Origin of the sequence: Paraburkholderia nemoris (assembly GCF_905221015.1) — a bacterium.
Taxonomy (GTDB): domain Bacteria; phylum Pseudomonadota; class Gammaproteobacteria; order Burkholderiales; family Burkholderiaceae; genus Paraburkholderia; species Paraburkholderia nemoris.
On the sequence record NZ_CAJNBO010000010.1, the window covers coordinates 169,272 to 195,127 of the forward strand.

At 61.8% G+C, this 25,856-nt stretch carries 25 protein-coding genes; 15 read left to right on the forward strand and 10 right to left on the reverse strand.

The features are described 5' to 3' along the window. Positions 1-141 precede the first annotated feature (141 nt). Complete coding sequence (locus tag KHO33_RS17485; RefSeq protein ID WP_200565363.1) at positions 142-459, forward strand: DUF4148 domain-containing protein; 318 nt, start codon at positions 142-144, stop codon at positions 457-459. A 287-nt stretch (positions 460-746) separates the two neighbouring features. Here the strand turns inward: KHO33_RS17485 and KHO33_RS17490 are convergent, their stop codons facing one another. The 5 genes from KHO33_RS17490 to KHO33_RS17510 form a co-directional block, all read right to left on the reverse strand. Then, positions 747-995, reverse strand: a complete 249-nt coding sequence (locus tag KHO33_RS17490) for a hypothetical protein (RefSeq protein WP_093637584.1) — start codon at positions 993-995, stop codon at positions 747-749. Between the two features lie 166 nt (positions 996-1,161). Next, positions 1,162-2,208 (reverse strand): phytoene/squalene synthase family protein, encoded by a 1,047-nt coding sequence (locus KHO33_RS17495; RefSeq protein WP_200565364.1) that lies wholly within the window; start codon positions 2,206-2,208, stop codon positions 1,162-1,164. A 109-nt stretch (positions 2,209-2,317) separates the two neighbouring features. After that, entirely contained in the window at positions 2,318-4,231 is a 1,914-nt protein-coding gene (locus KHO33_RS17500) for a feruloyl-CoA synthase (RefSeq protein ID WP_200565365.1), read from the reverse strand. A gap of 84 nt (positions 4,232-4,315) precedes the next feature. Then, on the reverse strand, positions 4,316-5,767 hold the full coding sequence (locus tag KHO33_RS17505) for an aldehyde dehydrogenase (RefSeq protein WP_200565366.1): 1,452 nt from the start codon (positions 5,765-5,767) through the stop codon (positions 4,316-4,318). A gap of 86 nt (positions 5,768-5,853) precedes the next feature. Further along, positions 5,854-6,681 carry a p-hydroxycinnamoyl CoA hydratase/lyase gene (locus KHO33_RS17510; RefSeq protein ID WP_054035537.1) on the reverse strand — a complete coding sequence of 276 codons (828 nt, stop codon included), beginning with the start codon at positions 6,679-6,681 and terminating at the stop codon, positions 5,854-5,856. 167 nt (positions 6,682-6,848) lie between these two features. On the opposite strand from KHO33_RS17510, the gene KHO33_RS17515 reads away from it, so the two are divergent. From KHO33_RS17515 to KHO33_RS17555, 9 genes are all read left to right on the forward strand, one after another. After that, positions 6,849-7,319: a MarR family winged helix-turn-helix transcriptional regulator gene (locus tag KHO33_RS17515; protein WP_175049047.1), complete on the forward strand. Its 471-nt coding sequence runs from the start codon at positions 6,849-6,851 to the stop codon at positions 7,317-7,319. Between the two features lie 395 nt (positions 7,320-7,714). Continuing rightward, positions 7,715-8,947 (forward strand): 3-(3-hydroxy-phenyl)propionate transporter MhpT, encoded by a 1,233-nt coding sequence (gene mhpT / locus KHO33_RS17520; protein ID WP_407946180.1) that lies wholly within the window; start codon positions 7,715-7,717, stop codon positions 8,945-8,947. A gap of 101 nt (positions 8,948-9,048) precedes the next feature. Further along, positions 9,049-10,188 carry a porin gene (locus KHO33_RS17525; protein ID WP_200565368.1) on the forward strand — a complete coding sequence of 380 codons (1,140 nt, stop codon included), beginning with the start codon at positions 9,049-9,051 and terminating at the stop codon, positions 10,186-10,188. Positions 10,189-10,198: 10 nt separating this feature from the next. Beyond that, the gene (locus KHO33_RS17530; RefSeq protein ID WP_200565369.1) at positions 10,199-11,926 is read left to right on the forward strand and encodes a tannase/feruloyl esterase family alpha/beta hydrolase; all 1,728 of its coding nucleotides are present in this window, start codon (positions 10,199-10,201) and stop codon (positions 11,924-11,926) included. Positions 11,927-12,329: 403 nt separating this feature from the next. Continuing rightward, the gene (locus KHO33_RS17535) at positions 12,330-13,805 is read left to right on the forward strand and encodes an ATPase domain-containing protein (protein WP_200565370.1); all 1,476 of its coding nucleotides are present in this window, start codon (positions 12,330-12,332) and stop codon (positions 13,803-13,805) included. A 6-nt stretch (positions 13,806-13,811) separates the two neighbouring features. Next, the gene (locus KHO33_RS17540; protein ID WP_054035542.1) at positions 13,812-14,162 is read left to right on the forward strand and encodes a response regulator; all 351 of its coding nucleotides are present in this window, start codon (positions 13,812-13,814) and stop codon (positions 14,160-14,162) included. A gap of 123 nt (positions 14,163-14,285) precedes the next feature. Then, complete coding sequence (locus tag KHO33_RS17545; protein ID WP_200565371.1) at positions 14,286-15,719, forward strand: MFS transporter; 1,434 nt, start codon at positions 14,286-14,288, stop codon at positions 15,717-15,719. Between the two features lie 34 nt (positions 15,720-15,753). Further along, positions 15,754-16,953 (forward strand): CaiB/BaiF CoA transferase family protein, encoded by a 1,200-nt coding sequence (locus KHO33_RS17550; RefSeq protein WP_200565372.1) that lies wholly within the window; start codon positions 15,754-15,756, stop codon positions 16,951-16,953. 2 nt (positions 16,954-16,955) lie between these two features. Then, entirely contained in the window at positions 16,956-17,780 is an 825-nt protein-coding gene (locus tag KHO33_RS17555; protein WP_200565373.1) for a citryl-CoA lyase, read from the forward strand. Here KHO33_RS17555 and KHO33_RS17560 read toward each other — a convergent pair. Next, positions 17,768-18,532 carry an IclR family transcriptional regulator gene (locus tag KHO33_RS17560; RefSeq protein ID WP_054035546.1) on the reverse strand — a complete coding sequence of 255 codons (765 nt, stop codon included), beginning with the start codon at positions 18,530-18,532 and terminating at the stop codon, positions 17,768-17,770. The genes KHO33_RS17555 and KHO33_RS17560 overlap by 13 nt on opposite strands. 303 nt (positions 18,533-18,835) lie before the next feature. Between KHO33_RS17560 and tehA the strand changes: the two genes are divergently transcribed. Both tehA and KHO33_RS17570 read left to right on the forward strand, forming a co-directional pair. Next, on the forward strand, positions 18,836-19,846 hold the full coding sequence (tehA, locus tag KHO33_RS17565; RefSeq protein WP_200565374.1) for a dicarboxylate transporter/tellurite-resistance protein TehA: 1,011 nt from the start codon (positions 18,836-18,838) through the stop codon (positions 19,844-19,846). 134 nt (positions 19,847-19,980) lie between these two features. Continuing rightward, on the forward strand, positions 19,981-20,529 hold the full coding sequence (locus KHO33_RS17570; protein WP_200659678.1) for a MuF-C-terminal domain-containing protein: 549 nt from the start codon (positions 19,981-19,983) through the stop codon (positions 20,527-20,529). A gap of 191 nt (positions 20,530-20,720) precedes the next feature. Here KHO33_RS17570 and KHO33_RS17575 read toward each other — a convergent pair whose 3' ends face one another. After that, a complete protein-coding gene (locus KHO33_RS17575) occupies positions 20,721-21,185 on the reverse strand; it encodes a hypothetical protein (RefSeq protein WP_054035548.1) in 465 nt (154 codons plus the stop codon). A gap of 314 nt (positions 21,186-21,499) precedes the next feature. Further along, positions 21,500-22,435: a class A beta-lactamase gene (gene bla, locus KHO33_RS17580; protein ID WP_200565376.1), complete on the reverse strand. Its 936-nt coding sequence runs from the start codon at positions 22,433-22,435 to the stop codon at positions 21,500-21,502. 99 nt (positions 22,436-22,534) lie between these two features. Between bla and KHO33_RS17585 the strand changes: the two genes are divergently transcribed. After that, positions 22,535-23,419 (forward strand): LysR family transcriptional regulator, encoded by an 885-nt coding sequence (locus KHO33_RS17585; protein WP_200565377.1) that lies wholly within the window; start codon positions 22,535-22,537, stop codon positions 23,417-23,419. Here KHO33_RS17585 and KHO33_RS17590 read toward each other — a convergent pair. Both KHO33_RS17590 and KHO33_RS17595 read right to left on the reverse strand, forming a co-directional pair. Beyond that, a complete protein-coding gene (locus tag KHO33_RS17590) occupies positions 23,416-23,670 on the reverse strand; it encodes a hypothetical protein (protein ID WP_054035551.1) in 255 nt (84 codons plus the stop codon). The genes KHO33_RS17585 and KHO33_RS17590 overlap by 4 nt on opposite strands. Before the next feature lie 63 nt (positions 23,671-23,733). Next, entirely contained in the window at positions 23,734-24,237 is a 504-nt protein-coding gene (locus tag KHO33_RS17595; protein WP_054035552.1) for a lecithin retinol acyltransferase family protein, read from the reverse strand. 458 nt (positions 24,238-24,695) lie between these two features. Between KHO33_RS17595 and KHO33_RS17600 the strand changes: the two genes are divergently transcribed. Both KHO33_RS17600 and KHO33_RS17605 read left to right on the forward strand, forming a co-directional pair. Continuing rightward, positions 24,696-24,983 carry a hypothetical protein gene (locus KHO33_RS17600; protein ID WP_054035641.1) on the forward strand — a complete coding sequence of 96 codons (288 nt, stop codon included), beginning with the start codon at positions 24,696-24,698 and terminating at the stop codon, positions 24,981-24,983. A 5-nt stretch (positions 24,984-24,988) separates the two neighbouring features. Next, positions 24,989-25,759, forward strand: coding sequence for a PP2C family protein-serine/threonine phosphatase (locus tag KHO33_RS17605; RefSeq protein ID WP_200565378.1), 771 nt, complete (start codon positions 24,989-24,991; stop codon positions 25,757-25,759). The last annotated feature ends 97 nt before the right edge of the window (positions 25,760-25,856 follow it).

The following is a 25,856-nucleotide window of genomic DNA, read 5'->3' on the forward strand; positions in this document are numbered from 1 at the left end:
TCTTCTTTTATTGCAAATCTCGCAACAAACATTACCTGAATTGACGATTACTCCGGCCAGATCGCAAAACTACAATGCAATCACTGACTACGAACAACACCGCTCGTAGCAAGATAAAGACCGAACTGGAGGTAGTTCATCATGAAATCGCTCATTCAAGCTGTTGTTGTCGCCGCTGTGCTGGCCGCTCCTGTTGCCTCGTTTGCGCAGTCCAACCAGCCCGTGACCCGCGCCGAAGTCCGCGCGCAACTGATTCAACTCGAAAAGGCCGGCTACCAGCCGGGCCGTTCCGACCCGTACTACCCGGCTGACATCCAGGCTGCACAAGCCCGTGTCGCCCAGCAAAACGGTACCGCACAAGCCGCGGAAAGCAGTTACGGCGGCGTGGTGAATGGCTCGTCGCAGTCGGGCCGCGCGGTTCCGGCGAACGGTCCGAAGTCGATTTATTTCGGCAACTAAGCTGGTAACTGAGTTGGCAACCGGGCAGGCGGCTGAGCCGTCCAGCGTAACGAAGCAGAGGCCACGCCGTTTGCACTGATCGACCGCGAAGTCCGCAACACAGCCGCACGCTTTGATTCAAACGAACTGGCCCGCGACCGAGTATCCCCGATCGCGGGCCAGTTCTGTATTCGATACCTCCGTCATCGGGCTCCCGATGACTTCGCCTGGACCTTCACGGTCTGGGCGCTTTTTGTTTATCTGGTGCTACGTCTGGCCTGAGCCTCACCGGCGCCAGCCTGCTTGCGTTATTCGCGAGCAATCAGATCGCCCACCTGGCCACGACCCGTGACGAGACAGCTCGACAGGAAATTTTCACCCTGGCTGCTGGCCCCGGCGTCACCGAAACCCTTTTTCAACGCATTCGCTTTGACCAGCTCCGCGCCCTGGTGGCACGTAATTGTCCCCATCTCTCCGGCTTGCGCGCGCATCAGCGCTCTATCTGCCATCAAATAGCCAAGCAACAACACCACTGCAATATTGAACGCTTGTCTCATGAATCGTCTCCTCTTTTGAAGAGACTAACGCGAACCATCAATGCAGGATGCTAGGGGTTTCCCGATTGGTGGCGATTCAATGATGCGGATTAAGTTGAAAGGCAATGCCGCGTGAATCGGCTATGCGGCATGGCTGAATCCACATTAAATACATCGCGCCCCACGCTCAGAGTCGAGCTTCGATTTGCTTGATCCGCTTTTCAACCGATGCGCGCACCAGACCATTCGAAGGCACCAGCAGCAGTGAAGACGCAATGATCTGATACACCTGATTGCGCCGGACTTTAGAGACCTTGGCCGGGTCGAGCCAGTCATTGTTATCCACCAGCAACAGCAGCGTATCCAGGCCAATCAGAATCGGCCACAAGCAGGCTAGACGCAAACGCACGGAAAACGCGGGAATCGCGAGCGTGTAGTCCAACGCCTCGCGAAAATGATCGAGCGACTTGCGCACGAGTTCGACCATCAGCGGCCGGGCGCGAATAGAATTTGCCGGCTGCAGGAGGTCCTGCGCGCTCAGCGCGTGTTGGTCGAGCATCGTCTGCGGAAGGTAGCAGCGGCCGATCCGCAGATCCTTGCCGCAATCGCGCAGCACGTTGGTCATCTGCAGCGCTTTGCCGAAACGCACGCCGCGGCGCGCCATGATTTCAGGCCGCTCTTTCAGCGTGCCGCGCATGTGCGCGTAGGTCATGGTGGTCCAGAATTCGCCGACGCAGCCGGCCACCAGGTAGGTATAGCGGTCGAGTTCGTCGTACTCGCAGAGCGCGGCGATCTGGCCGGAACGTTCGTCGGGGAACGTGCGAAGGTCGAATTCCATGCCCTCGGTCAGCGTCGACACGATCTCGCGTACGGCTTTGCGGTCGGACTCGCGCAGTTGCGACAGCACCTCGAGCGCGGGCCCTAGCGATTCGAGCAGGACCTTTTCATCGGACTGGATCTGTTGGCCCGCTACTTCAGTGGCCATGCGCTGGAACAGCGCGCCGTCGTTCGGGGCGCCGTTGACCTGGTCGCGCAGCGACAGCAGCATTGCAAGGCGTTGCTCGGGCGAGATCAGCGACGTGTCGGCAATCGTGTCGGCCGCGCGCGCGAGCAGGTACGCGAGGCCGATCGGATCGCGCATCCCGGCGGGCAGCACGCGCAGGGTGAGATAGAAGGAGCGTGAAACGCCTTTCAGGAGCGGGCCGAGAAGAAAGGCCCGGGTCGGATTCGGCATGGATGGGATCAGGTCGGTATTGGGCAAAAATCAGGCGCTGCCGAATTGTATACGGCGAAGCGCCTTTGCCGTGCGACCAGAGACCCAGAGTCGGCGAACGATGCGCGCCTTACGTCGCGCCACACGCGGCCGCGTAAATCACGGCGGGGTCGCACTGTGCCGCGTCGTACATCGCGTCGACGAGCGCCGCCCGATGTGTCAGCACCGCGCGCTGATTGATCGATCCTTTATCGGTGATCTCGCCGAGATCGAGCGAAGGGGCGACGTCCATGAGCCGGATACGGGCGATCGTCGTCGCGCTGCCAGTCGCACCGCGATTGAGCGTCGCCAGTAAGGCCGCAAAATGGGCACGCACAACGGGGGCTTCGATCACCTCGCGCGCGCTGGCAGACAAAGGCAAACCTGCCAGCCGCCGGCAATCGTCGAGCCGCGGAAATACCAGCAAACCCACGTCATCGCGATTCATCCCGGCGACCACCACGTCCTGCACATACGGCGCGCCTTCGGAGATCACGCGAGCGCGCATCGGGCCGACGCTAACGAAGGTGCCCGAACTCAGCTTGAAGTCTTCAGCGATGCGCCCGTCGAACAACAGCCCGAGTTCCGGCCGTTCGACATCGACAAAGCGCAACGCGTCGCCGCTGCAAAAGTAACCTTCTTCGTCGAAGGCGTTGTCCAATTCCGCGGAATTCGCGCGCCAATAGCCGGCCATCACATGCGGTCCGCGATAGCGCGCTTCGAGTTTGTCGCCGACCGGTGCAAGTTTGACCTCGCAGCCAGGTGCCGGTGAGCCGACGTAGCCGGCGCGCATGATCGGCCCCGTGGTGAACAGGCAGGACGGCGAGGTCTCGGTCATGCCGAGTCCGGCCATGATGCGAATGCGCTCGCCGCAATATTGTTCGGTGACGCGTTCGAGCCGGTCCCACGCCGCCTGCGAGAGCCCCGCGCCCGCAAAGAAATACACCTTCACGCGCGAGAAAAACGTCTCACGTAATTGAGCGTCCTGCTCCAGCGCGATGGCCAGTTCTTCCCAACCCTTCGGCACGTTGAAGTAGATCGTCGGTGCGATTTCACGCAGGTTGCGCAGCGTTTCTTCGAACTTGCCGTTGACCGGCTTGCCATCGTCGATATACAGCGTGCCGCCGTTGTAGAGCGCGATGCCCGCGTTATGGCTGCCGCCGAAGGTGTGATTCCACGGCAACCAGTCAACCAGCACCGGCGGCACGTTCGCGAACTCAGGAAACGTTTCGAGCAGCATCTGCTGGTTGCTGCACAGCATGCGGTGCGTGGTCGGCACGGCCTTCGGTAGTTTGGTCGAGCCCGACGTAAACAGAAACTTGGCGATGGCGTCCGGGCTCAGCGCCGCCTGAACGGAATCGACTGTGGTCGGCGTTCTATTCAGCAGGGCGCTGAATGAAGTCACGCTGCGCGCCGCCTGCGGCTCTTTGGGTCCTGTTGCAGCGACGACCTCGACGTCGGCTGGCACCACGGCATCGATCGCCCTCGCAAAGGCGTCGTAGCCTGTTGCGAAGACCAGACCCGGCGTCAGCAGATCGATCGTATGGCGCAGCTTGCCGAAGTCGCCGGAAGCGAGCGCATACGCCGGGGAGATCGCCGCATACGGAATGCCGGCCCACATCGCGCCGAGCGCCAGTTGCAGGTGTTCGAGATCGTTGCCCGAGAGAATCACGACTGGACGCTCAACGGAAAGATCGCGCGCCAGCAGCGCTTGTCCAATCGCGCGAGCACTTTGCAGCGCCTTCGCGTAGCTCAGGCCGATCCATTGACCGTCACTGCCGCGTCGCGCCGCCAGCCAGCGCCCCGGGTGCTCGCGCGCGCCGCTTGCGAGCCGGTCGGTCAAACGTTGCGGGTGTTCGCCGAGCGGCTCGGCAGCGCGCAAATACCACGTGTCGCCGTGCCGTTGTGCGTGCAACGATGATGCGCCGATCGTCGTCGCGCGGTAATGCGCCGGCGCGTTGTCGTGCGCGACGGGGGTGTTCGGTTGTCTCGGCTCGGAATGCAACGCCTGTCTCCATGGAAAGCACCGCTCTCTAAAGCGGAGCGATCTTCTTTTAATGCTCCAACGCGGCTATTCGACCGCGGACAATCAAATCGGATAGTGCCGCGGGCCGGTTTGAATCGTGATCCAGCGCAGGTCGGTGAACTCCGCTATCGATGCCTTGCTGCCAAACCGCCCATAGCCACTCTTCTTCACGCCGCCGAACGGCATCTGCGCTTCGTCGTGCACAGTCGGCCCGTTGATATGGCAGATGCCCGATTCGATCCGTTTCGCCACATTCAACGCGCGCGATATATCGCGGCTGAATACCGCTGCGGAGAGACCGTATTCGCTATCGTTGGCAACCTGAATCGCTTCCTCGTCACTGTCCACGCGCTGCACCGTCACCACCGGGCCGAAGGATTCCTCGGCATAGAGCAACATGTCGCGCGTCACGCCGTCGACAATCACCGGTTGCATTACCGCGCCTTCAACCGAGCAGCCGACCGGCAGCTTCGCGCCCTTCTCATGCGCGTCTTCAACGAGCGCCTTGATGCGCCGCGCGGCCGCCACGCTTTCGAGTACGCCAAGCACCGAATCGGCCGCAGCGGGATCGCCCGCCTTCAGGGTTCGCGCTTTGGCCGCGAGTTTCTCGACCAGCACGTCGGCGATTTTGCGGTCGACGATCAGCCGCTCCGTCGACATGCAAATCTGCCCCTGGTTGAAGAACGCGCCGAACGCAATGCCGTCCACCGCCGCATCCAGATCGGCGTCGTCGAGCACCACCACAGGCGCCTTGCCGCCGAGCTCGAGCAAGGCCGGCTTCAAATGCTGCGCGGCATGTTGCGCGACGATGCGTCCGACCCGCGTCGAGCCCGTGAAATTGACCCGTCGCACCGCCGGATGAGCGATCAACCTTTCGACGATCGCCGGCGCATCTTCGGCCGAATGCGTGACGACGTTCACCACGCCGTCGCCGAGGCCGGCTTCCTGCAACACGCTGCCGATCAGCCGATGCACACCCGGGCAGCCTTCCGAAGCCTTAAGCACGACCGTGTTGCCACATGCGAGCGGCATGGCAATTGCCCGGGTGCCGAGAATCACCGGCGCATTCCACGGCGCCATGCCGAGCACCACACCGCACGGCTGGCGCACGGCCATCGCGAGACTGCCCGGCACATCAGACGGAATCACGTCGCCGTCGATCTGCGTGGTCATCGCGGCGGCTTCGCGCAACATGTTGGCGGCCAGCATCACATTGAAGCCGTACCAGTTCGGCATCGCGCCGGTTTCGGCCACACCGGTTTCGATGAACTGCGCGGTGCGGGCATCCATCAGATCGGCTGCGGCCAATAGACGTCTGCGACGTTCAGTCGGCGCTAGTGCCGACCATGCCGGGAATGCGCGCGCCGCGGCATCAACAGCCGCATCTGCATCGGCCAGCGTGGCGGCAGCCGCACGCGAGGCCGCCGTAACGCTTGCGGGATTGATCCGCTCGAATGTTCTGCCGTCCGATGCGCCGCGGCTCTCGCCGCCGATCAACAATGTCACTTCATGCATGTGTCTCGTCTCCTCGCTATGTCTCTCGTCCCGCCAGTCTCCCCACGCGTGTATCTGGCTGACGCTACCTTAGCGCCAGCGATAGTTCAGCGCTTGTAGGTTTGCAGACCCGGCTTGATCGCCTTCTCGTCGAGGAACTGTTTCAGGCCCTGCTCGCGGCCGCCTTCGGGATCGCGCAGTTGTGCCTGATCCAGCTTGGCGTACAGGTAATCCTCGTTCTGATCCCACGTCAGTTCACGGCAACGCTTGAAGCCGTGCTTGGCCGCGCGCAGCACCACCGGATTCTTCTGCAACAGCTTGCCTGCGAGAACACGCGTGGCTTCGCGCAATTCGGCACGCGGCACGCTGTTGTTGACGAGACCCATCTGCGCGGCTTCCTGACCCGTGAACGTCTCGCCGGTCATGATGTAGTAAAGAGCCTGACGATGTCCGACGGTATCCGCCATCGCCTTGCTCACCAGGTTGCCCGGCGGAATGCCCCAGTTGATTTCGGAGAGGCCGAACACGGCTTCGTCCGCGGCGATCGCGAGATCGCATGCCACCAGCGGCGAGAAGCCACCGCCGAAGCACCAGCCGTTGACCATCGCGATGGTCGGCTTCGCGTACATGCGCAGCAACTGCCATTGCCAGCGGCATGCATCGCGGCGAATCTTTTCTTGCAGGATTTCCGGGCCGGCGTCGACTTCACGGAAGTATTCCTTCAAGTCCATGCCGGCGGTCCACGCGTCGCCCTCGCCTGTCAGCACGAGAACCTGGGCTTCGGCGTCCAACTCGACTGCCTCGAGGACCTCGATCATTTCCTTGTTCAGCGTCGGGCTCATTGCGTTGCGCTTCTCTGGGCGATTGAACGTGACCCATGCGATGCCCTCTGCTACATCGACCTTGACGGTTTTCCAGCGACCTTCGTAACTCATCTACTTTCTCCGTGAATGTTGGCCCCAGCAGCGGCCCGATGACTGCATTTAATATCAGGCTACCTGATATGTAAAGCGGAATTTCGCGGACTCGGTGCAAACCCCTATCGGCCGAATTAGCGCAGAGGCGCGCTAAGATGCAGGCTAGACCGGACCTCCAGCCCACCATGAGCAAAAATCCAGATTCGCCCGCCGAACCCACCACCACGCGTACCCGTCGCCCGCACCTGCGGTTGGCCTATGTGATCGGAAGTCTCGACCGCATTCTTCGGCGCCGCATGACCGAGGCACTCGCGCCACTCGGTCTCACGCTCTCGCAATTCACCGCGCTTTCGGTACTCGACGCAAAGGGGCAGGCTTCCAATGCGCAAGTGGCCGAACGCTCCTTCATCACGCCGCAATCGGCCAATGAAGTGATGAACGCCATGGCGAGCCGGAACTGGGTCAGCCGCGAGCCGGACCCGACGCACGGCCGCATCGTGCTGCTGCAATTGACCGATGAAGGGCGGGCCGTGCTGCGCGAATGCGAGCAGGCGGTGAAGACGATCGAGAAACAGATGATGGAAGGCCTCGAGCTCGACACGGCCGGCGTCGTACAAACCCACCTCGAAACTTTCGTGCGCAACCTGCGCGACTAACCTTCCCGTCACTGCAAATCGCTAGGTGTTTTCACCGAAGCATTTGCACTTGTTTTATCAGTCTACCTGATATTAAATCCTATCCACGATGCAGCGTGTGGAGACGCGTTGCATCGCGTCGAAACAAACGGACAGCAACGCAGGCATCGAACCGATGTGCTGCGCGCTGCGGCTTTTGCCGGGCGGTTCTTAAGCATTCCACGGTGACCTCGACGGCGGTCTGAATCCCGTTTCACCCAGGTGGTCTCGAACACCGGACCGCCCCTGCGCTGAGCAAACGCAACCGTTTTTGCGCCAAGCCGGCACACCAGACGGCGACTCCGCACCTGCAGCTCTTGATCGACACCGGAAAACCACGCATTTTAATAAGGATCACTAACGTGAAAAGAGCCGGAATACTACCTTCGACAGAAAGCCTTGCCGGACCGGCGACGTCCAGCCGGACAAGCGCCTTTGTCACACTCGGATTGTGTTTTGCCGTCGCGTTGCTCGAAGGGCTCGACTTGCAGTCGGTCGGTGTCGCCGCGCCACGGATGGCACGCGAGTTCGGTTTGTCGGTCGGCCAGATGGGTCTCGCGTTCAGCGCCGGGACCTTCGGCTTGCTGCCGGGTGCAATGTTCGGCGGACGGCTTGCTGACCGCATCGGCCGCAAGCGCGTGCTGGTGATTTCCGCATGCCTGTTCGGCTTGTTGTCGATCGCGACCGCACTCGTAAGCGACTTTCACACACTGGTGATCGTGCGGGTGCTGACGGGCATTGGTCTTGGCGGTGCATTGCCTAACCTGATCGCGTTGTCGTCGGAAGCGGTCGAGCCACGCTCGCGCAGCACCGCCGTGAGCGTGATGTATTGCGGCATTCCGTTCGGCGGTGTGATCGCTTCGGTGATCGGCGTGTTAAGCGCGGGCGACACCGAGTGGCGGCATATCTTCTACGTCGGCGGCACAGGGCCGCTGGTTCTGGTGCCGCTGTTGCTTGTGTTTCTCGCGGATTCGAAGGCATTCACCCAAGCCTCGCGAGACGGTCATGCGAAGCCCGCGCCGGTCGGCGAGATCCTGTTCGGCGGCACACGTGGCCTCTCGACCGTGCAGATCTGGGTCAGCTATTTCTGCACGCTGATCGTCCTCTACTTCCTGCTCAACTGGCTGCCTTCGTTGATGGCCGCAAGCGGTCTGTCACGCGCACAAGTGGGCTATGTGCAGATTTTCTTCAACATCGGCGGCGGCATCGGCGCGTTGTGCATCGGCATGTTGATGGACCGGATGCGTTCGGGTCTCGTCGTGGCGGGCATGTATGCCGGAATCATCGCGTCGCTCGCGGCGCTCTCGATGGCGCCCGGCTTCGGCGCACTCGCCACCTCAGCGTTCTTCGCGGGGATGTTCGTGATCGGTGGGCAATCTGTGCTGTACGCGCTCTCGGCGGCGTTCTATCCGACTGCCATGCGCGGCACCGGCGTCGGCGCGGCCGTGGCGGTGGGCCGTATCGGCTCGGTGGTCGGACCGCTTGCAGCAGGTCAATTGCTGGCGATGGGGCGCAGTTCGTCGACGGTGATCGGCGCGAGCATTCCCGTCACGCTGATCGCCGCTGCGGCTGCGCTGTTGTTGCTGCGCCGCCCGCGTGCCGACGACTGACCGGCCAGGCAAGAAGACTCAAGAAGACTCAAGAAGATTCAAGAAGATTCAAGAAGACCCAACAACAAACACATTCGATCAACGGTTTGGAGACACCCTGCATGCAAGCATCCACACGCATCCTTCTTTGCGGCGCATTGTGCGCCGTCAGCGGCGCCGCGGCGGCTCAATCGAGCGTAACGCTCTACGGCATCATCGACACCGGCATCGAATACGTATCGCATGCAAACGCCGCGGGCAAAAGCGTTTTTCGCATGCCGTCGGTCACCGGCGAGCTGCCTTCACGTTGGGGCCTGCGCGGCAATGAAGACCTGGGCGGCGGCTATAGCGCGGTGTTCACGCTAGAAAGCGGTTTCAACGTGCGCGCCGGCGATCTCGGCCAGGGCGGCAGGTTGTTCGGGCGTCAGGCCTTCATCGGCATCAAGAGTCCGTACGGCACTGTGTCGTTCGGACGACAGTACACGATGACGTATCTCGCGCTGATGGGCGCGGATCTGATCGGCCCGGATATCTACGGCCTGGGCTCGCTCGACGCCTACGTGCCGAACGCCCGCGCCGATAACTCGGTGAGCTACCTGGGCACCTATGCGGGCGTAACGCTCGGCGCGAACTATTCATTCGGCCGCGACGCCGCGGGCACCGGCAACTCGCCAGGCCAGGGCACCTGCACCGGCTCGGTGGCCGGGCACGCAACGGAATGCCGCGAGTGGTCGGTGATGTTGAAGTACGACGCGCCGCTGTTCGGCGTTGCTGCGTCGTATGAAGAGCAACGCGGTGGGAGCACTGCTGCGGCGAACTTCTTCGACGGCGTTGCGCCCATTCCACTCACCAATGCCGCCGACAAAGACGTCCGCACCCACGTCAGCGCATACGCCAACATCGGCAAGGCAAAGATCGGCGCGGGCTGGCTCAATCGCCGGGTCGAACCGTCGGCGGTCACGATTGCATCCGTGCGCTCGGATCTGTTCTTCGTCGGCGCCTCGTACTTCGTGACACCGGCTTTCATCGTCGACGGCGAGGTCTATCACATCACCAATAGCGAACACGACACGCGCGCCGCGATGGGCACGCTGCGCACCACCTATCTGCTGTCGAAACGCACCGCTGTCTATGCGCAGGGCTCGTATCTCGCCAACAGCGCGAAGGCGCGTTACTCGGTCAGCGCCGGTGGCGGCGGCACGACACCCACGGCAGGCACCGGCCAGACCGGCGTGATGCTCGGCATTCGTCATTCGTTCTAGGGGACACCGCATGAAGCACACATCCATCGCGCTGGCTGCAGCGGCGGCACTGACTCTCGCCGCGTGTGGCGGCAATGATGTCAGCGACCCGGCCACCACGAGCACGAATGCCCTGCCACAACTGAATGCGGCGACTCCCGGCACACTCGCCGGCAATTGCGCCGCGCTGGCTGCGAAACTCACGTTCGCCAACACCGTCTTCACCTCGGTGTCAGACGTCGCGGCCGGCACGCTTAAGGTGGCCGGCAAACCGATTGCCGAGCACTGCCTGATTCAGGGCAGCATGAATCAGCGCGTGAGCAGCGTCGATGGTAAGACGTACGCCATCGGCTTCGAGATGCGTCTGCCGCTGGCATGGAACGGGCGCTTCTTCTATCAGGCCAATGGCGGCCTCGACGGGAATGTAGTGACCGCTACCGGTGAAATCGGCGGCGGCGGCCCGACTAACGACGCACTCAACATGGGCTTTGCTGTGATCAGTTCGGACGCGGGCCACAGCGCGTCGCAGAATCCGCTGTTCGGCCTCGACCCGCAAGCGCGCCTCGACTACGGCTACAACGCGGTCGCCACGCTCACGCCAATGGCCAAGCAGGTGATCAAACTCGCGTACGGCAAGGGGCCGGACCGCAGTTATTTCGACGGATGCTCCAACGGCGGCCGTCATGCATTGGTCGCGGCGGCACGTTCTTCGGCGCAATACGACGGGATCATTGCCGGCGACCCGGGCTTTCACTTGCCGAAAGCGGCAATCGGCGAGATGTGGAGCGCGCAGCAATTGGCCAAGGTCGCGACCGCCACGACCGCGAACGGTCTGCCCGACATCACGACCGGCTTCACCGCGGCGGAACGTCAGATGGTGGCGTCGAAGATACTGGCCAAATGCGATGCACTCGACGGCGCCAGCGACGGCCTCATTCAGGATATCAAGGCATGCCAGGCAAATTTCAGCCTGGCGACCGACGTTCCCACCTGCACGAACAACGTGCGCGACGGAACCTGTCTGACGAGCGCGCAGAAGGACGCGATCGGCAACGTCTTCTCGGGCGCACGCAACAGCGCCGGCACGGCGCTGTATTCGAGCTTTCCGTACGACGCCGGCCTCGGCCCGGGCTGGTCGGCATGGAAGCAGGCGAACTCGATCACCCTTGATCCCGCCGCAGCGGCATTCACGTTCACCACGCCGCCACAGAGTGCGTCGGTGTTGAGCCAGTTGTCGGCTTACGCGCTGAACTTCAGCATGGATACCGACGCGCCGAAGATCTTCGCCACGAGTGGCGTGTATAGCGAGTCCGCCTGGTCGTTCATGACGCCGCCCGACGAGACCAACCTCAGTGCGTTGAAGCAACGCGGTGCAAAGCTGATGATCTATCACGGCACGAGCGACCCGGTGTTTTCGTCGAACGATACGACCGACTGGTATCAGCGGCTCACGGCAGCCAACGGCGGCGACGCCTCGAACTTCGCCCGTCTCTACACGATCGCCGGCATGAACCACTGCTCCGGCGGTCCGAGCACCGACCAGTTCGACATGCTCACGCCGATGATTGCGTGGGTCGAACAGGGCAAGGCGCCGGACAGCGTGGTCGCCACCGCACGCGATGCGAGCAATGTCGTGCCGAATACGGACGTGCCAGCCGATTGGGGGGCGGGACGCACGCGGCCGCTCTGTGCGTATCCGAAAGTCGCCCGTTATCAGGGCGGCGACGTTAATGCCGCGAGCAGTTTCGCGTGTAGCTAAGGCGTAACTGGCTCATTGCCGAGCCATTATCGACCCAGCAGAAAACGCCTCATCCTCGCGCATGACGGGTACTTTGCATGCGCGAGGGATATGCCCGTCGCATCCCCTGCCGTGCCTCCTTCGTTGCATCGATTTGAAAAAAACGCCGCCACGCTTTCACTGCCCCGCCCTGTAAGTCCCCCTCTCCCGCTCCCCTTACACACGCTACGCGCTGGCCTATCCCTTGCTGCTCAGCAAGCGGGAGGCGGGCGCAGCCGGGTTCCCCCTCATCGAATGCCGGCACCCGCAGCGCCGCTCACGACCAGGAACGCGAATTGCTGGCGCGGTTAGGTTGAGCGATGCACCTCCGCTAGATTTCATTTGCAAGCTGTCGCTCCTCCGTACTTTGAACGACATATCGACAATGACTATCCACGAATCTCAGACATCCTCCCGCACCAACATGGAAACAGGTGTCCCCGGTTTCGATGAGATCCTGGGCGGGGGTCTGGTCAGCGGCGGCGTCTATCTGCTGGAAGGCATGGCCGGTGCGGGCAAAACGATACTGTCGAGCCAGGTCGGCTTTCATCGTGTCAGCAAGGGCGAAAAGGTGCTCTACGTGACCCTGATCGCCGAGTCGCACGACAAGCTGCTGGCGCACCTCAAAGGCCTCAGCTTCTTCGACGAAACCGCCGTCGCACAGCAAATGCTGTTCGTGTCCGGCTATCACGAGTTGATGCAGGACGGTCTCGATGGCTTCCTCAAACTGATTGCGTCGAGCATTTACGACCATCGGCCAAGCCTCATGATCATCGACGGCTTTCGCAGCGCACGCGAATTCAGCGAAACCGAATTGTCGCTGTCGAAGTTCATCCACGAGCTGAACGCGCTGGCTGCGGCAATGGATTGCACCACGCTGTTGCTCGCGCCGCTCTCCGGCAACGAACCGCACCCCGAGCACACGCTGGTCGACGGCCTGATCGAACTGAACCGCTATAACGACGGCATGCGCCGTGGACGCGAAATCGAAGTGCACAAGATGCGGGCGCGCAACCATCTGATGGGCAAGCATTTCTTTCGCATCGCCGAAAGCGGGCTTCTGATGTTCCCGCGCCTGGAATCGCAATGCGCCGCGCAACCGGGCCCGGTCGATCTGAAAACAAGGCTCGGCTTCGGTCTCCCGCATCTCGACAATCTGCTCGGCGGTGGTTTTGCTCAAGGTTCCACGACCACGCTGATCGGGCCGTCAGGTGTCGGCAAGACCCTGCTCTGCCTGCAATTTCTCGCGGCCGGCGTGGCACGCGGCGAGCGCTGCATGTATCTGGGCTTTTACGAAGGGCCGCAGCGGCTGGTCGGCAAAGCCGAGGCCGTCTCGATCGATCTTGCCGACGCGTACGACGACGGCCGCCTCATGATTCAATGGCAACCCGCCATCGAACTGGCGATCGACGAACTCGCGGCGGTTGCGCTTGCCACGGTCAAGCAGAGCGGCGCGAAGCGGATCGTGATCGACGGCGTGGAAGGCTTTCGCGATTCCGCGCTGCGAACCGAACGCTTCGGCTTGTTTCTGAATGCGCTGCTTCATCAACTGAGGGAAGCCTGTGTCACCACGATCCTGACTGAGGAGTTGCCGCTTTACGCCGACCCCGGACACGCGAAGAGCGTGCGGGTCTCCGCCTTGACCGAAAACCTGGTGCTGCTGCGCTACGCCGAAACGGACACGGGTTTGCGGCGCATGATTTCGGTGGTCAAGCAGCGTGAAAGCGCGCACGACACGTCACTGCGCGAACTCTTCATTTCGTCTCAGGGCCTCGACGTGATCGAAAGCCCGCTCAGCCCCGCCAACGTGGTTTCAGCGCAAGGCCTCTCGGCCACGCTGACGCCGCGACGAGAAACGTAGCCACCCATGAAAACCATTCTGGTCGTGGACGACGAATTCGACATCCTCACGGTCTGGCGACTGTTGCTGGAGCGGCACGGCTATACCGTATTGACGGCGTCCAACGGCGCGGCCGCGCTTGAGCAGATCCACAAGACCCGGCCCGACATCATTGTGTCGGACTGCATGATGCCGGTCATGTCGGGGCTGCAACTGTGCGCCGCGCTCTACAACGACCCCAATCTGCGCGCGATTCCGATCATCCTGTGCAGCGCAGCCGCGGATATTCCCGCGCAACCGAATCCCGCCATCGCATACGCGCGCAAGCCGCTTTCTTTCGACGCCCTTCTCGCGATGTTGCAGCGAATGGGAGTTTGACGGCTAGGTAAAACCCCGAATTCCTGGCAGACGCCACACGGACTAATCTCGGCACACCCATTAAATAGAACGTCGTTCTATTAGACAGAACGACCTAGCACGAGACACTCCAAGGAGGATTTCATGGCAAGCCTGCCGATCGAAGCACCCGGCGCGTCGCCCGATTCAAGCGCCGGTGCGCAGGGACTTACGACCGGCATCAACGCGCGCATCGACCGACTTCCCGCGACGCGCACGGTATGGATGCTGGTATTCCTGCTGTCGATCGGCGGCTGGTTCGAGTTCTACGATCTGTTTTTTACGGCCTACGTCGGCCCGGGCCTCGTCAAAAGCGGGCTCTACGCGACAACCACCGCGTCGTTCTTCGGCGTGTCCGGGTTGGGTGCCTTCGTGGCGGCGTCGTTCGCGGGGCTCTTCATCGGCACGTTCTTTTTCGCGGGTATGGCGGATCGCTATGGCCGCAGAACCGTGTTTACCGTTTCGCTCCTGTGGTATTCCGCGGCCACCCTGATCATGGCGCTGCAAACCAGTGCGCCGGCTATCAACCTGTGGCGCCTGATCGCGGGCATCGGCGTGGGCGTCGAACTGGTAACGATCGACACATACGTCAGCGAACTCGTGCCGAAACATCTGCGCGGCCGCGCGTTCGCTTTCGTTCATCTGGTGCAGTACACCGCCGTGCCGTCGGTCGCCCTGCTTGCATGGTGGCTGGTGCCGCAAACGCCGTATGGCGTCGACGGCTGGCGCTGGGTCGTGATCATCGGCGCGCTCGGCGCGGTCGTGGTGTGGGCCATTCGCCGGCGCGTGCCCGAAAGCCCGCGTTGGCTCGCGCAGCAAGGCCGTGCCGCCGAAGCGGAACAGGTCCTGCAGGCGATCGAAGCAAAAGTCGCGAAGCAATACGGCAAGCCATTGCCCGCCCCTGTCCCGACAGTCGAGCCGGCCACCACCAAGGCGGCCTTTCGCGAAATCTGGCAGCCGCCGTATCGCAAACGCGCGATCACGATGCTCGTGTTTAACCTGTTCCAGGCGATCGGCTTCTATGGTTTCGCGTCCTGGGTGCCGACCCTGCTGGTTTCGAAAGGCATAACGATCACGCACAGCCTGATGTACTCGTTCGTTATCGCGGCCTCGAATCCGTTCGGACCGCTGATCGGCATGGCGATCGCGGACCGCATCGAACGTAAGACCTTGATCGTGTTGTCGGCACTCGGTATCGCCGTGTTCGGCAGCCTGTTCGCGATGCAAACCTCGCCCGCCATGCTGATGACGCTTGGTGTGCTGATCACGCTTAGCGGCACGCTGCTCTCGGTCGGCTATCACGCGTACCAGACCGAACTGTTCCCCACGCGCTTGCGGGCACGCGCCGTTGGCTTCGTCTATTCGATGTCGCGTTTATCCGCTATGTTTTCCGGCTTCATGATCGCCTTCGCGCTGCGCCACTTCGAGGTGCCGGGCGTGTTCGCGTTGATCACTGTGTCGATGGTGATGGTGATGGGCGCGATCGGCATCTTCGGGCCGCGTACCAACAATCGCAATCTCGACGAAATTTCGCATTGAACGCATTGAATGCATTGAACAAGAGGCTTCAAACATGACGCTGCCGTTGGCTGGAGTGCGGGTACTGGATTTATCGAATGTGTTGGCTGGGCCGTTTTGTGCCTATCAACTCGCGCTGCTCGGCGCGGAGGTGATCAAGGTCGAACACCCCGAGGGCGGCGATCTTGCGCGGCGTTTAGGCGCCGACAAGGGCGCGTCCATGCGCAACATGGGCGCCTCGTTTGTCGCGGTGAATGCGGGCAAGCAGTCCATCACGCTCAATCTGAAAGACCCGCGCGGCAAGGCCATTTTGCGCGAGCTCGTCAAAACCGCGGACGTGCTGGTCGAAAACTTCCGGCCCGGTGTAATGACGCGGCTCGGCCTCGATTTCGACGCCCTGCGTGAAGTAAATCCCAAGCTCGTGTATTGCGCGATCTCCGGCTTCGGCATGGACGGCGAGTTTTCGAAACGCCCGGCCTACGATCAGATCGTCCAGGGCATCTCGGGTGTGATGAGCGTGACCGGCGATGCCGACAGCGCGCCGTTGCGCGTCGGATATCCGGTGTCCGACACGGTGGGCGGTCTCACGGCAGCGTTCGGCATCTGCGCCGCCTTGGTCGATGCCCGCGCGAGCGGACACGGCCGCATGCTCGATGTCTCGATGCTGGAAGCCACGCTGGCAACGATGGGCTGGGTCGTATCGAACTATCTGAACGCCGGGGTCACGCCCGAGCCGATGGGCAACGAGAACTTCACCGCCGCGCCTTCGGGCACCTTCAGAACCGGCGACGGGCCGCTCAATATCGCCGCGAACGAGAACAAGCAGTTCGCGAGCCTCTGCCATCTGATCGGCCGAGCCGATCTGCTCGACGACGCGCGCTTTTCCGAGCGCAACGCGCGCAAAGCGAATCGCGCGGCGTTGAAAGCCGAAATCGAAGCGGCATTGGCAAGCGACAGCGCAACAAACTGGGAAGCCAAATTCTTCGAAGCCGGTGTGCCGGCCGGGCGCGTGATGTCGGTGCCTGAGATTCTCGCGCACCCGCATCTGGAATCGCGCGAGTTCATCCGCGAATTTGCCGGCGACGGCACCGTTGAGCGGCAACGCGTCACCCGTGCAGGTTTTCGGCTATCCGATGCCGACACGGCGCCGACCGCACCCGCGCCGGTTCTATCGGCTCACACACGTGAGCATCTCGCCTCGCTCGGTTACGACGACGCACAAATCGACCACCTACGCTCCGAAGGAGTGATCTGAACATGACGCATGCATTCGACGCCGCCAAGCTCGCCGCCGAGTACTGGAGCACCTCGATCATCGACATTCATCCGGGCTCGATCAAGGTGCGCGGTTTCCCGATTCAGGAGTTGATCGGCAACGTCAGTTTTCCGCAGATGATCTGGCTGATGCTGCGCGGCGAACTGCCCGATTCCGCGCAAGCGCGTTTGTTCGAAGCGGCGTTGGTGGCATCGGTCGATCATGGGCCGCATGCACCGTCGATTGCCATCTCGCGGATGGCGACCAGTTGCGGTTTGCCGTTGAACGGCGCGATGGCCTCGGCGATCAATGCGCTGGATGATGTACATGGCGGTGCCGGTCAGCAGGCGGTCGAACTGTACGATTCGATTGCCGAACGCATGCAAGCAGGCGCCACGTTGGAAGATGCGGTCGAACAAGGCGTCAATGCCTTTACCGCCAAACACGGCAAGTATTTGCCCGGCTTCGGGCACCGCTTTCATCCGATCGATCCGCGGGCAATCCGGCTTCTTTCGCTCGTGGACGAAAGCGTCGAACAGCAAAGTATCAGCGGACGATATGCCGCTATCGCGCGCGGCATTGAAGCCTTGCTCAAGCAGCGCAAGAACAAACCCGTGCCGATGAATATCGACGGCGCCACCGCCGTGATCTACGCGGAACTTGGTTTTGCACCGGAGCTGGCGCGCGGGGTGTTCTGCCTGTCACGCGCGGTCGGTATTCTGTCGCATGCATGGGAGCAACGCGGACGCAACGAGCGCAATAAAGGCCCGATGCCGCGCCAGATGAACTACACGTACACAGGCAAGCCCGAGCGTCACCTGTCCTGAACTTCGGCCGCGCGGCGCTGCGCGTTGCGCATTGCGCGCGAGTCGCCGCCCAACGCATCCGTTGCGCGTGCGGCGCAATCGAACAGCGCGCCGAGATTGCTCTCGAGGAACGCCTGATCGATGCGAGAACTCGGGCCAGCAAGCGTCAGCACGCCACGCAAAGTCTGGCGCACACCGAATACCGGCATCGAAACCCCCGCCGTCTCCCGATCACGCTCGCCGATCGACACACAGTAGAAGTCCTCGCGAATCTTCTCGTACAGCTCGCCCGGCTCGCCGCCGAACGCCAGCAATGCGAGACCGCCCGAGCCGCTTTCCAGCGGCAGCACGTCACCTTCGCGCACGTGAAATCGCACCGCATGCGTCGAATCCACACGATGCAAACACACACGCACCGCCTCGTCGCGCACATAGAAGGACACGCTTTCGCCGCTGGTTTCCGCGAGTTCGCGCATCAGCGGCACCACAATGTCGCCGACGTTCAGACTGCGCTGATACAACGCGCCGAGCATGAAAGTGGCGGAGCCGAGTTGATAGCGGCCGTCGTCCAGACGCAGCAGCAGACGGTGCTGGATCAGCGAGCCCGCAAGCCGCAGCAGCGTGCTCTTGTAGAGGCCCGTGCGCGCCGCAAGCTCGGCGAGCGTGAGCGCGACGTCGTCCGGCCTGAAGGCGAACAGAATCGCGCAAGCACGATCGATGACGGCAACGCCCTCGCTTTCCTTTGAGTTTGATTTGTCCGCAGGCGTTGGCATGAGTTAGCGTAAATGACGTTACTTCATATCGAAGTGGAAATTTTACGCCATGACGCGGGGCTGTCATACCAGGCAGTGGCTCTTCGGGGGCGAAACAGCCGGAAATCAGCGGCTGGACGGTGGAATCCGACGGAACGTGACGCAACCGGGGCAAAGCACGCGCTGTGAATGCACGTTGAGACGATCGCGCCATTTGTTGAGCCGCCCCAGCATTCAGCGTTTTGCCGCCCCCCTCTACAGTACGTTATCGAACGCGCAACGCTGGAGCATTGGAGCGCGTCGCAACGTTTCGGAGGATCAGACATGAACAGCAATCGTGGCACGATTCCGGTTTCTTTCTTCGGGATCGCGGTGGGCGCGCTGGCGTTCGCCAACTTGTGGCGCGTGGCGATCAGGGTGTGGCATTTGCCCACAATTGCGGGAGATGTGTTGAGCGTCGCAGCGCTTGCAGTGTGGGTCGTCGTTCTGCTCGCGTACGCGCATAAGTGGTTGACGCATGTCGCCGAGGCCCGCGCGGAAATGCAGCATCCGGTGCAATCGTCGTTTGCGGCACTAGTGCCGGTTTCGAGTTTGCTGGCCGCGCAGATTTTGCAGCCTTATGCGCATTCGGTTGCGCTTGCACTGTTCGGCGTGGCCGCGGTCGCCCAATTGGTGCTCGGCGTGTACCTGCATGGACGGCTCTGGCAAGGTGGGCGCAAGCCTGAATTGATCACAGCAGCCATTTATCTGCCGACTGTCGCGTCGAGTTTTGTCGCGGGCACTGCTGCGGCTGCGTTCGGTTTTCATCAGCTGGGCGGGCTGTTCTTCGGCGCCGGCGTGCTGTCCTGGCTCGCGATCGAATCGATGATTCTGCACCGCGCCGCCGTGCATGAAGCGCTGCCCGAAGCCCTGCGTCCGGTCCTCGGCATTCAACTCGCGCCGCCGGTGGTGGGCGGTGTGACGTATATGAGCTTAAGCAGTGGTACGCCTGATTTGATCGCGCTGATGCTGCTTGGCTATGGGCTCTACCAGGCGTTGATGCTGTTGCGTCTGCTGCCGTGGATTCGTCAGCAAGCATTCGGGCCGGGATACTGGGCGTTCAGCTTCGGTGTAGCCGCATTGCCGACGATGGCGATTCGCATGGTCGAACGAGGCGCAACGGGTCCGCTCGAATGGATCGCGCCGGTTTTGTTCGTCGCCGCGAATGTGGTGATTGGAATTCTGGTGGTGAAGACGCTTGGGTTGCTGATGCGAGGGAAGTTGATTCCGGCTGTTGTTGAGGCACGGCCCGCGCCTCGGATTCCCGTTGACTCTCGGACGGCGAGCATCAGCTAGGAACCCTACGTTTTTTCGGAAGGCAGGGTGCGGTCGTGTCCGAACATACTATAAAGAGATGCCTTTCGCTTTGACGGGGCGGATAAAATTCCGATCTTCTCCGATGCCTGTCAGGCAAAAATACAAGGGCATTAATGAGCAGATTTGTACGATTCGATCTGTCAGTAGAGTTGACAACAGAGTTGCTGCGAAGGCACCAAACAGGTCACCTCGCGGACAGCGACTACCGTCACCAAGTGCTCATCGGCCGTTTCACGAAGGAGGCGCTGACAGTGATCAACATCCCTGATCGCGCCGTTGTTACGTCAGTCCGCCTTCTTGTCAAAATCATGGAGAAGCATGGCCTGCCTCCCGAAACGGTTGCCTCGCTACGAGAACTGATCCTCAAACCCGTCGCTGTGTATGAGTCAGCCACTGAGCGCGATAGCATCGTGGTGGTTACGATCGAAATGCCCGACGGTATCAATCCGCTGCTTGTCGCGATCCGTGTCGACGTGCCAGACTCAGCGAACAAACCGAACATGCATTGGATGGTGAGCGCCTATGCGAAAAACGATCCCGAGATCGTCAAGCGCTGGGAGGCAAATGGGCTTCTGATTTGGAAGCGCGAGCCGGTGGTTGAAGTCACCATCGAACCGGCAGCCAAGGTGGAAGAGACTGCGACCGCCGAGTCCAATACCTAAGCCGAAAATGAAAAAAGACCGCGACGCGGCCTAGAAATGAAAATGCCTAAGTCCACGGATAGCCAACCGTCTGCTGCTAGTCAGGTATTTATCGTAGCCCTTAGGCAGAGCTGATTATGCGCGTCGATGGGTATTTTGTCAAACGGCACCAATGACTTCCGCACACTGATGCGGACAAAAACTCACTTAAGTCAACGCAACGCCATCACGATCACCACAGCGCCAACGATCGCCACCGCGTCTTCGATCAACGCGGCCGGCAAGTCACGGCCGAATGTGCGCGCCAACGCAGCTCTCACTCTCGCGCCACCCAAGGTGCCGATCACCGCACCCACCACCCCGGCAATCAAACCACCCACCAAGCCGCCATGTGCGGCCCCGATCGCCGCGCCACTCAACCCACCCAGGACGATACGCGCGCCGAATTGCATCGGCACGGTACGGCTAGGTGTCTTGGGCAATTGGTCGGTAATCAGTTCGACGATCGCCAGCACAGTGAAGATATACGGTGTGGCAGCAAAGCCGAGAAATGCCAGCGGCGTGTCCTGCAGCGGCAACCACCCCAGATGCGCCGCCCAACTGATGGCCGCGGGAGCGGTCATCGCGCGGAGTCCGGCCACTACACCGATTAGCAATGCAACGACATAGAGAGGCATAGGGGACTCCGAACCAAGACCAATACTGCGCGGTTGGACAAGCCGACGGCTTACCTGCACAAACGTCGGCGGGAGGTGTCACGCAATCACTTGCACAATCAACTTCTCACCGCGTAAGTCGAGGCCGATCCCCAGTTGTCGGTTCAGTTGCCAAATTCGTCGCCCCCTTCGGTGTGGCCCTAGTGTCGCACGATTCGTCTTTCAACCGTCAGCGAAGGACGCGTGCCGTTTTTTCACACGAACGGTCCGCCTTTCTCCCGTGGTCAGCGCGTTTGCACCACGAACCGGTTCATGCGCTGAACGTGCTCACTCCATCAAACCGACGCCACGATCAACGCTCCGACGTTAGCAATCGCCGCATTGCTGCGCGCCGCATCGCCGCTTGTCTCGGTGAGGTAGACCGTCACGAGAATCGGCCCGCGTCCCGGCGGCCACAGAATCGCGACGTCGTTTGCCGTGCCGTGATCGCCGGTGCCGGTTTTATCGCCGACGCCCCAATCCTTCGGCAGCTTCGCGCGAATCCGTTCGCCACCGGTCTGGTTGGCGGCGAGCCAGGCCAGCAGTTGTGCACGCGACGGCGAAGACAAACGCTCGCCCAGCAGCAGCTCACGCAGATTGCCGAGCATGGCGTTGGGCGTGGTGGTATCGCGCGGATCGCCGGGCGTCGCTTCGTTCAGCGTCGGCTCGTTGCGGTCCAAGCGCGTGATGCCATCGCCAATACTGCGCGCGAACGCGGTCAAAGCTGCGGGGCCGCCAAAACTGGCCAGCAACAGATTCGCCGCGGTGTTGTCGCTGAGCGTAATGGCCGTCTTGCACAAGTCGGCGACGCTCATCCCCGCATCGCCGGTGCGCTCGCGCGTGTGCTGGCTGGTGGCGGGCGAGTACGGCACAAGATCGCTTTTGGAAAACACGATGCGCCGTTCCAGGTCTTCTTGCCCGCGATCCACTCGCGTCAGCACGAAACCCGCCGCCAGCAGTTTGAACGTGCTGCACATCGGAAAACGCTCGTCCGTCCGCAAACCGGCGTGCAATCCAGAGGTCGTGTCGACGATCGAAACGCCCAGCCGTCCACCGCTTTCCGCTTCGATCTGCGCGAGCCGTTGACGAATGGCGTCCGCCTTGGCCACGCTGCCGCCCTGCTTGGCGGCGCCCGCCTTCACCGCTTTCCCGAACGCGCCGCCACTGCCAACCGCAACCCCAGCTATCGAAACGCCGAGCATCGCGCCCGCGAATTTCCGTCTTGTGATCATCGCCGCTCCTTATGTGAAGCCGCAACTATCGGTTTTTCGGCGCCCGCTGGCAAACGATGATAAGTTAGTCGATCCCCTAGAAAATCTTATGCCTCCGCCATGAGACCGTATCTCCCGTTGAATGCGCTGCGCGCCTTCGAATCGTCCGCGCGACATCTGAGCTTCACGCGCGCTGCGCTCGAATTGAACGTCACCCAGGCGGCCGTGAGCCAGCAGGTGAGAACGCTGGAAGAGCGGCTGGGCACCGCGCTCTTCAAACGTCTGCCCCGTGGACTGGCCATGACCGACGAAGGACTCGCGCTGCGCCCTGTCCTCACAGATGCGTTTGATCGCATCGAAGCCGTACTCAAACAGTTCGACGGCGGCCACTTTCACGAAGTGTTGACGGTCGGGGTGGTAGGCACTTTCGCGGTGGGCTGGCTGATGTCGCGGCTCAAGTCGTTTCGCGACGCGCATCCGTTTGTCGAGTTGCGGCTGCTGACGAACAACAATCTGGTCGATCTCGCCACCGAAGGCCTCGACTTCGCAATTCGTTTCGGCGACGGCACCTGGCCAGGCTCGCTCGCCACCCGGCTGCTCGACGCACCGCTCGCCATTCTGTGTGCGCCCGAGATCGCCAGGCGTCTGTCCGAGCCAACGGATCTCGCCAACGAAACGTTGCTGCGTTCCTATCGCGTCGACGACTGGATGAGCTGGTTCACGGCCGCCGGCATCCCACCGCGGCCGATTCGCGGCCCGGTGTTCGATTCATCGCGGCTCATGGTGGAAGCGGCCATGCAGGGTGCGGGTATCGCGCTGGCGCCGGCGCTGATGTTCGATCACGAGATCAACACGGGCCGGCTGGTGCGGCCGTTCGAGGTGGAAGTTCACGCCGGCAGCTACTGGCTGACGTGGTTGAAGGGCAAACCGATGACGTCGGCGATGCTGCTGTTCAGTCAGTGGATCGTCAAGGAAGCCGCCGCGCATACGCATACGCAAAGCTAGCAAACTGCCGCGCGTCGATGGCCGTTCATGGCGGGCCGCTCAGCTTGCGGCGGGAACACGTTCCACGAGCCGTCGTCGTGACGGAAGAAGAAGATCGACAACAACCCGCCCGGCCGCAGGGCTTCCACGCAAACGTATCGTTGATGCTGCGACGCGCGGTGGCAAAACTGCACGACACGCGCGGGCATCGAGGGGGTCGGTGCGAGCCATTTGTCGACGGCCCAGTGCAAGGTTTTTTCTGCGGCAACCATGATGCTCTCCTCGATCCTTGAAACCCTGAATTGCTGAACCCGTTCCTGCTCGTTCCTGTTCGCTTAAGCGAGTTGAGCGGCAACCTGACCATTCTTCGCGGCGCGTTCGACAAACGCCTTCACCAGACACACCAGCGTGAGCACGCCGGCACGCGGATGGGTCAAGCAGCAATGCACCTGTTCGCTGCGGCTTTCGCCAAGCAGGCACCATGCGCAGAAGTGCTCGCAGTTATTCGTCAGCAGGCGGTAATGGTTTTCGCCGAGGCGGGAGCGGGCGCGGCGCACGGCCTCATCGCCGACGTAACGGGCGCTCGGGGTCGAGCGGATCTTCAATGGATGACCGGCGGCGAAGCGGGTTAATTCCACTTCTTCCACCGGACCGCGATGCGCCGAGCTCGCAAAACCCGCGTAATGAACCACGCGGCCATTGCCGACATAAATGCCGTGGTGTTCGTAACCGCGCCGTTGCGTAACGAGATGCGCGCCGATCGGCAGGTCGATGGTCGACGTTTCATTGCAGCGTTCGTCTTGATCTTCGCTGCTCGTCGGGAGGTGGTTCGTGTTCATGGCTGGTCTCGCTTCAATATCCAACACCGTTGCGAGATCTTTTGCATCATCCGGGCCATGTGGCGAAAAGCCTTTATTTAAAGGGCTGGCAGGAATTGGGAGACATTTTGAGTGCAGCATGTGTCAGCTGGGAGCCGACACAAATCGAGCCGATCTGTTGGCAGACGTCGATCATTTTGCGTGTCGGCTGAGCCGCAGCGAGTGGGTTCGCCAGGGCCCGGGAGTCCGGCCAATGTGTTGGGTCCTGCACCGGTGTGAGCGCCCGGATGTTGGCTGCATTCCGACCTCTTCGGCGCCGTACGAACAAGTACTGCCAGGCAGGCCCGCGGAATCGCCCACCAATCAACGCGCTACGAAAAAGCGCCCGCTCGGGCCGCAAATTGGCATGGCACTTGCACCATCACGTTCAATTCCTTTTCAACCGCGCGCCCGACGCACGCGGCCAACCGGAGAACGAAATGGCTTCCATCACAGTAAACGACCTCTCGCTTAACCTCGCGCTCGACCGTAAAGCGATGGCGGCAATCCGCGGCGGCGGCGGTGCGCCGTGGGTGTACGGCTGGATTCAGCCCTATGTGCGGGAAACGCCGAGCATTGGTCCGGTTGTGAACCTGTACGACATCTCGAACAACTTCTATGCTAACCAGATGATCAACACGTTCCAGTCGGTCGACGTACGCAACACCGGCGCGAACTCGAACATCAACGTCTCCCCGGACGCACGCAGTAGAAACGATACGGTGTAGCTCTTGTGACCTGTCCGAGCCAATTTCGATGGACGTCGTCCGCGCGGTCCGACGCCGGACGCGTCCGTGAAATCAACGAAGATGCCTGCCTCGCCCAGCCCGAACCCGGACGCTGGGCCGTCGCCGATGGCATGGGCGGGCACGCGGTCGGCGATCTGGCGAGCCGGCTGGTGATCGATGCGCTGAGCCGCCTCGCGCCGCCGCTCGCGATGAAAACCTGTATCGCCGACGCGCGAGCACGGCTGCAAAAAGCCAACCGCCAACTGAGGGACGAAGCGGCGCGCCGCCAGGTGCAGCGGATCGGCAGCACCGTCGTCGTGCTGCTCGCGTGCGACCGCTTCTGCGGCTATCTATGGGCCGGCGACAGTCGGCTGTATCTGTATCGCGAAGGGCAATTGCGGCAACTCACGCGCGATCATAGTCAGGTGGAAGAACTCAAGTCGCTCGGCGTGATTACCGACGAAGAGGCGCGACATCATCCGGCACAGCACATGATCACGCGTGCGGTCGGCGCCACGGACTTGCTCGAACTCGACGACGATGCGATCGAAGTCGCGGACGGCGACGTTTTTCTGCTTTGCAGCGACGGCTTGAGCAACGAAATCAGCGACGAGGAAATACTGGGCGTGCTGACCACGGTGACGTGCGAGCGCGCGTCTGATGAACTGGTCGACCTGGCCATTGCGCGCGGCGGACGTGATAATGTCACCGCCGTAGTCGTGCACGCTGAAGATCCGTATGCGTCCGACAAAACCTTGCTGAACCCGGCGCCTTGAAAACACAGGTTTGATTGCCGGCGTGTCCGCCGGATGGCCTGGTCCAATTGCAGATTCTTGGCTCTATCGACCAGGCCGTGCGCCAGGTATCGTGAGC

Bases quoted from the DNA above. Each gene is read 5' to 3' on its own strand.
- KHO33_RS17485 (WP_200565363.1), top strand. From the start codon at position 142: ATGAAATCGCTCATTCAAGCTGTTGTTGTCGCCGCTGTGCTGGCCGCT.
- KHO33_RS17490 (WP_093637584.1), bottom strand. From the start codon at position 995: ATGAGACAAGCGTTCAATATTGCAGTGGTGTTGTTGCTTGGCTATTTG.
- KHO33_RS17495 (WP_200565364.1), bottom strand. From the start codon at position 2,208: ATGCCGAATCCGACCCGGGCCTTTCTTCTCGGCCCGCTCCTGAAAGGC.
- KHO33_RS17505 (WP_200565366.1), bottom strand. From the start codon at position 5,767: ATGCATGAAGTGACATTGTTGATCGGCGGCGAGAGCCGCGGCGCATCG.
- KHO33_RS17510 (WP_054035537.1), bottom strand. From the start codon at position 6,681: ATGAGTTACGAAGGTCGCTGGAAAACCGTCAAGGTCGATGTAGCAGAG.
- KHO33_RS17515 (WP_175049047.1), top strand. From the start codon at position 6,849: ATGAGCAAAAATCCAGATTCGCCCGCCGAACCCACCACCACGCGTACC.
- KHO33_RS17525 (WP_200565368.1), top strand. From the start codon at position 9,049: ATGCAAGCATCCACACGCATCCTTCTTTGCGGCGCATTGTGCGCCGTC.
- KHO33_RS17530 (WP_200565369.1), top strand. From the start codon at position 10,199: ATGAAGCACACATCCATCGCGCTGGCTGCAGCGGCGGCACTGACTCTC.
- KHO33_RS17535 (WP_200565370.1), top strand. From the start codon at position 12,330: ATGACTATCCACGAATCTCAGACATCCTCCCGCACCAACATGGAAACA.
- KHO33_RS17540 (WP_054035542.1), top strand. From the start codon at position 13,812: ATGAAAACCATTCTGGTCGTGGACGACGAATTCGACATCCTCACGGTC.
- KHO33_RS17545 (WP_200565371.1), top strand. From the start codon at position 14,286: ATGGCAAGCCTGCCGATCGAAGCACCCGGCGCGTCGCCCGATTCAAGC.
- KHO33_RS17550 (WP_200565372.1), top strand. From the start codon at position 15,754: ATGACGCTGCCGTTGGCTGGAGTGCGGGTACTGGATTTATCGAATGTG.
- KHO33_RS17555 (WP_200565373.1), top strand. From the start codon at position 16,956: ATGACGCATGCATTCGACGCCGCCAAGCTCGCCGCCGAGTACTGGAGC.
- KHO33_RS17560 (WP_054035546.1), bottom strand. From the start codon at position 18,532: ATGCCAACGCCTGCGGACAAATCAAACTCAAAGGAAAGCGAGGGCGTT.
- tehA (WP_200565374.1), top strand. From the start codon at position 18,836: ATGAACAGCAATCGTGGCACGATTCCGGTTTCTTTCTTCGGGATCGCG.
- KHO33_RS17570 (WP_200659678.1), top strand. From the start codon at position 19,981: ATGAGCAGATTTGTACGATTCGATCTGTCAGTAGAGTTGACAACAGAG.
- KHO33_RS17575 (WP_054035548.1), bottom strand. From the start codon at position 21,185: ATGCCTCTCTATGTCGTTGCATTGCTAATCGGTGTAGTGGCCGGACTC.
- bla (WP_200565376.1), bottom strand. From the start codon at position 22,435: ATGATCACAAGACGGAAATTCGCGGGCGCGATGCTCGGCGTTTCGATA.
- KHO33_RS17585 (WP_200565377.1), top strand. From the start codon at position 22,535: ATGAGACCGTATCTCCCGTTGAATGCGCTGCGCGCCTTCGAATCGTCC.
- KHO33_RS17590 (WP_054035551.1), bottom strand. From the start codon at position 23,670: ATGGTTGCCGCAGAAAAAACCTTGCACTGGGCCGTCGACAAATGGCTC.
- KHO33_RS17595 (WP_054035552.1), bottom strand. From the start codon at position 24,237: ATGAACACGAACCACCTCCCGACGAGCAGCGAAGATCAAGACGAACGC.
- KHO33_RS17600 (WP_054035641.1), top strand. From the start codon at position 24,696: ATGGCTTCCATCACAGTAAACGACCTCTCGCTTAACCTCGCGCTCGAC.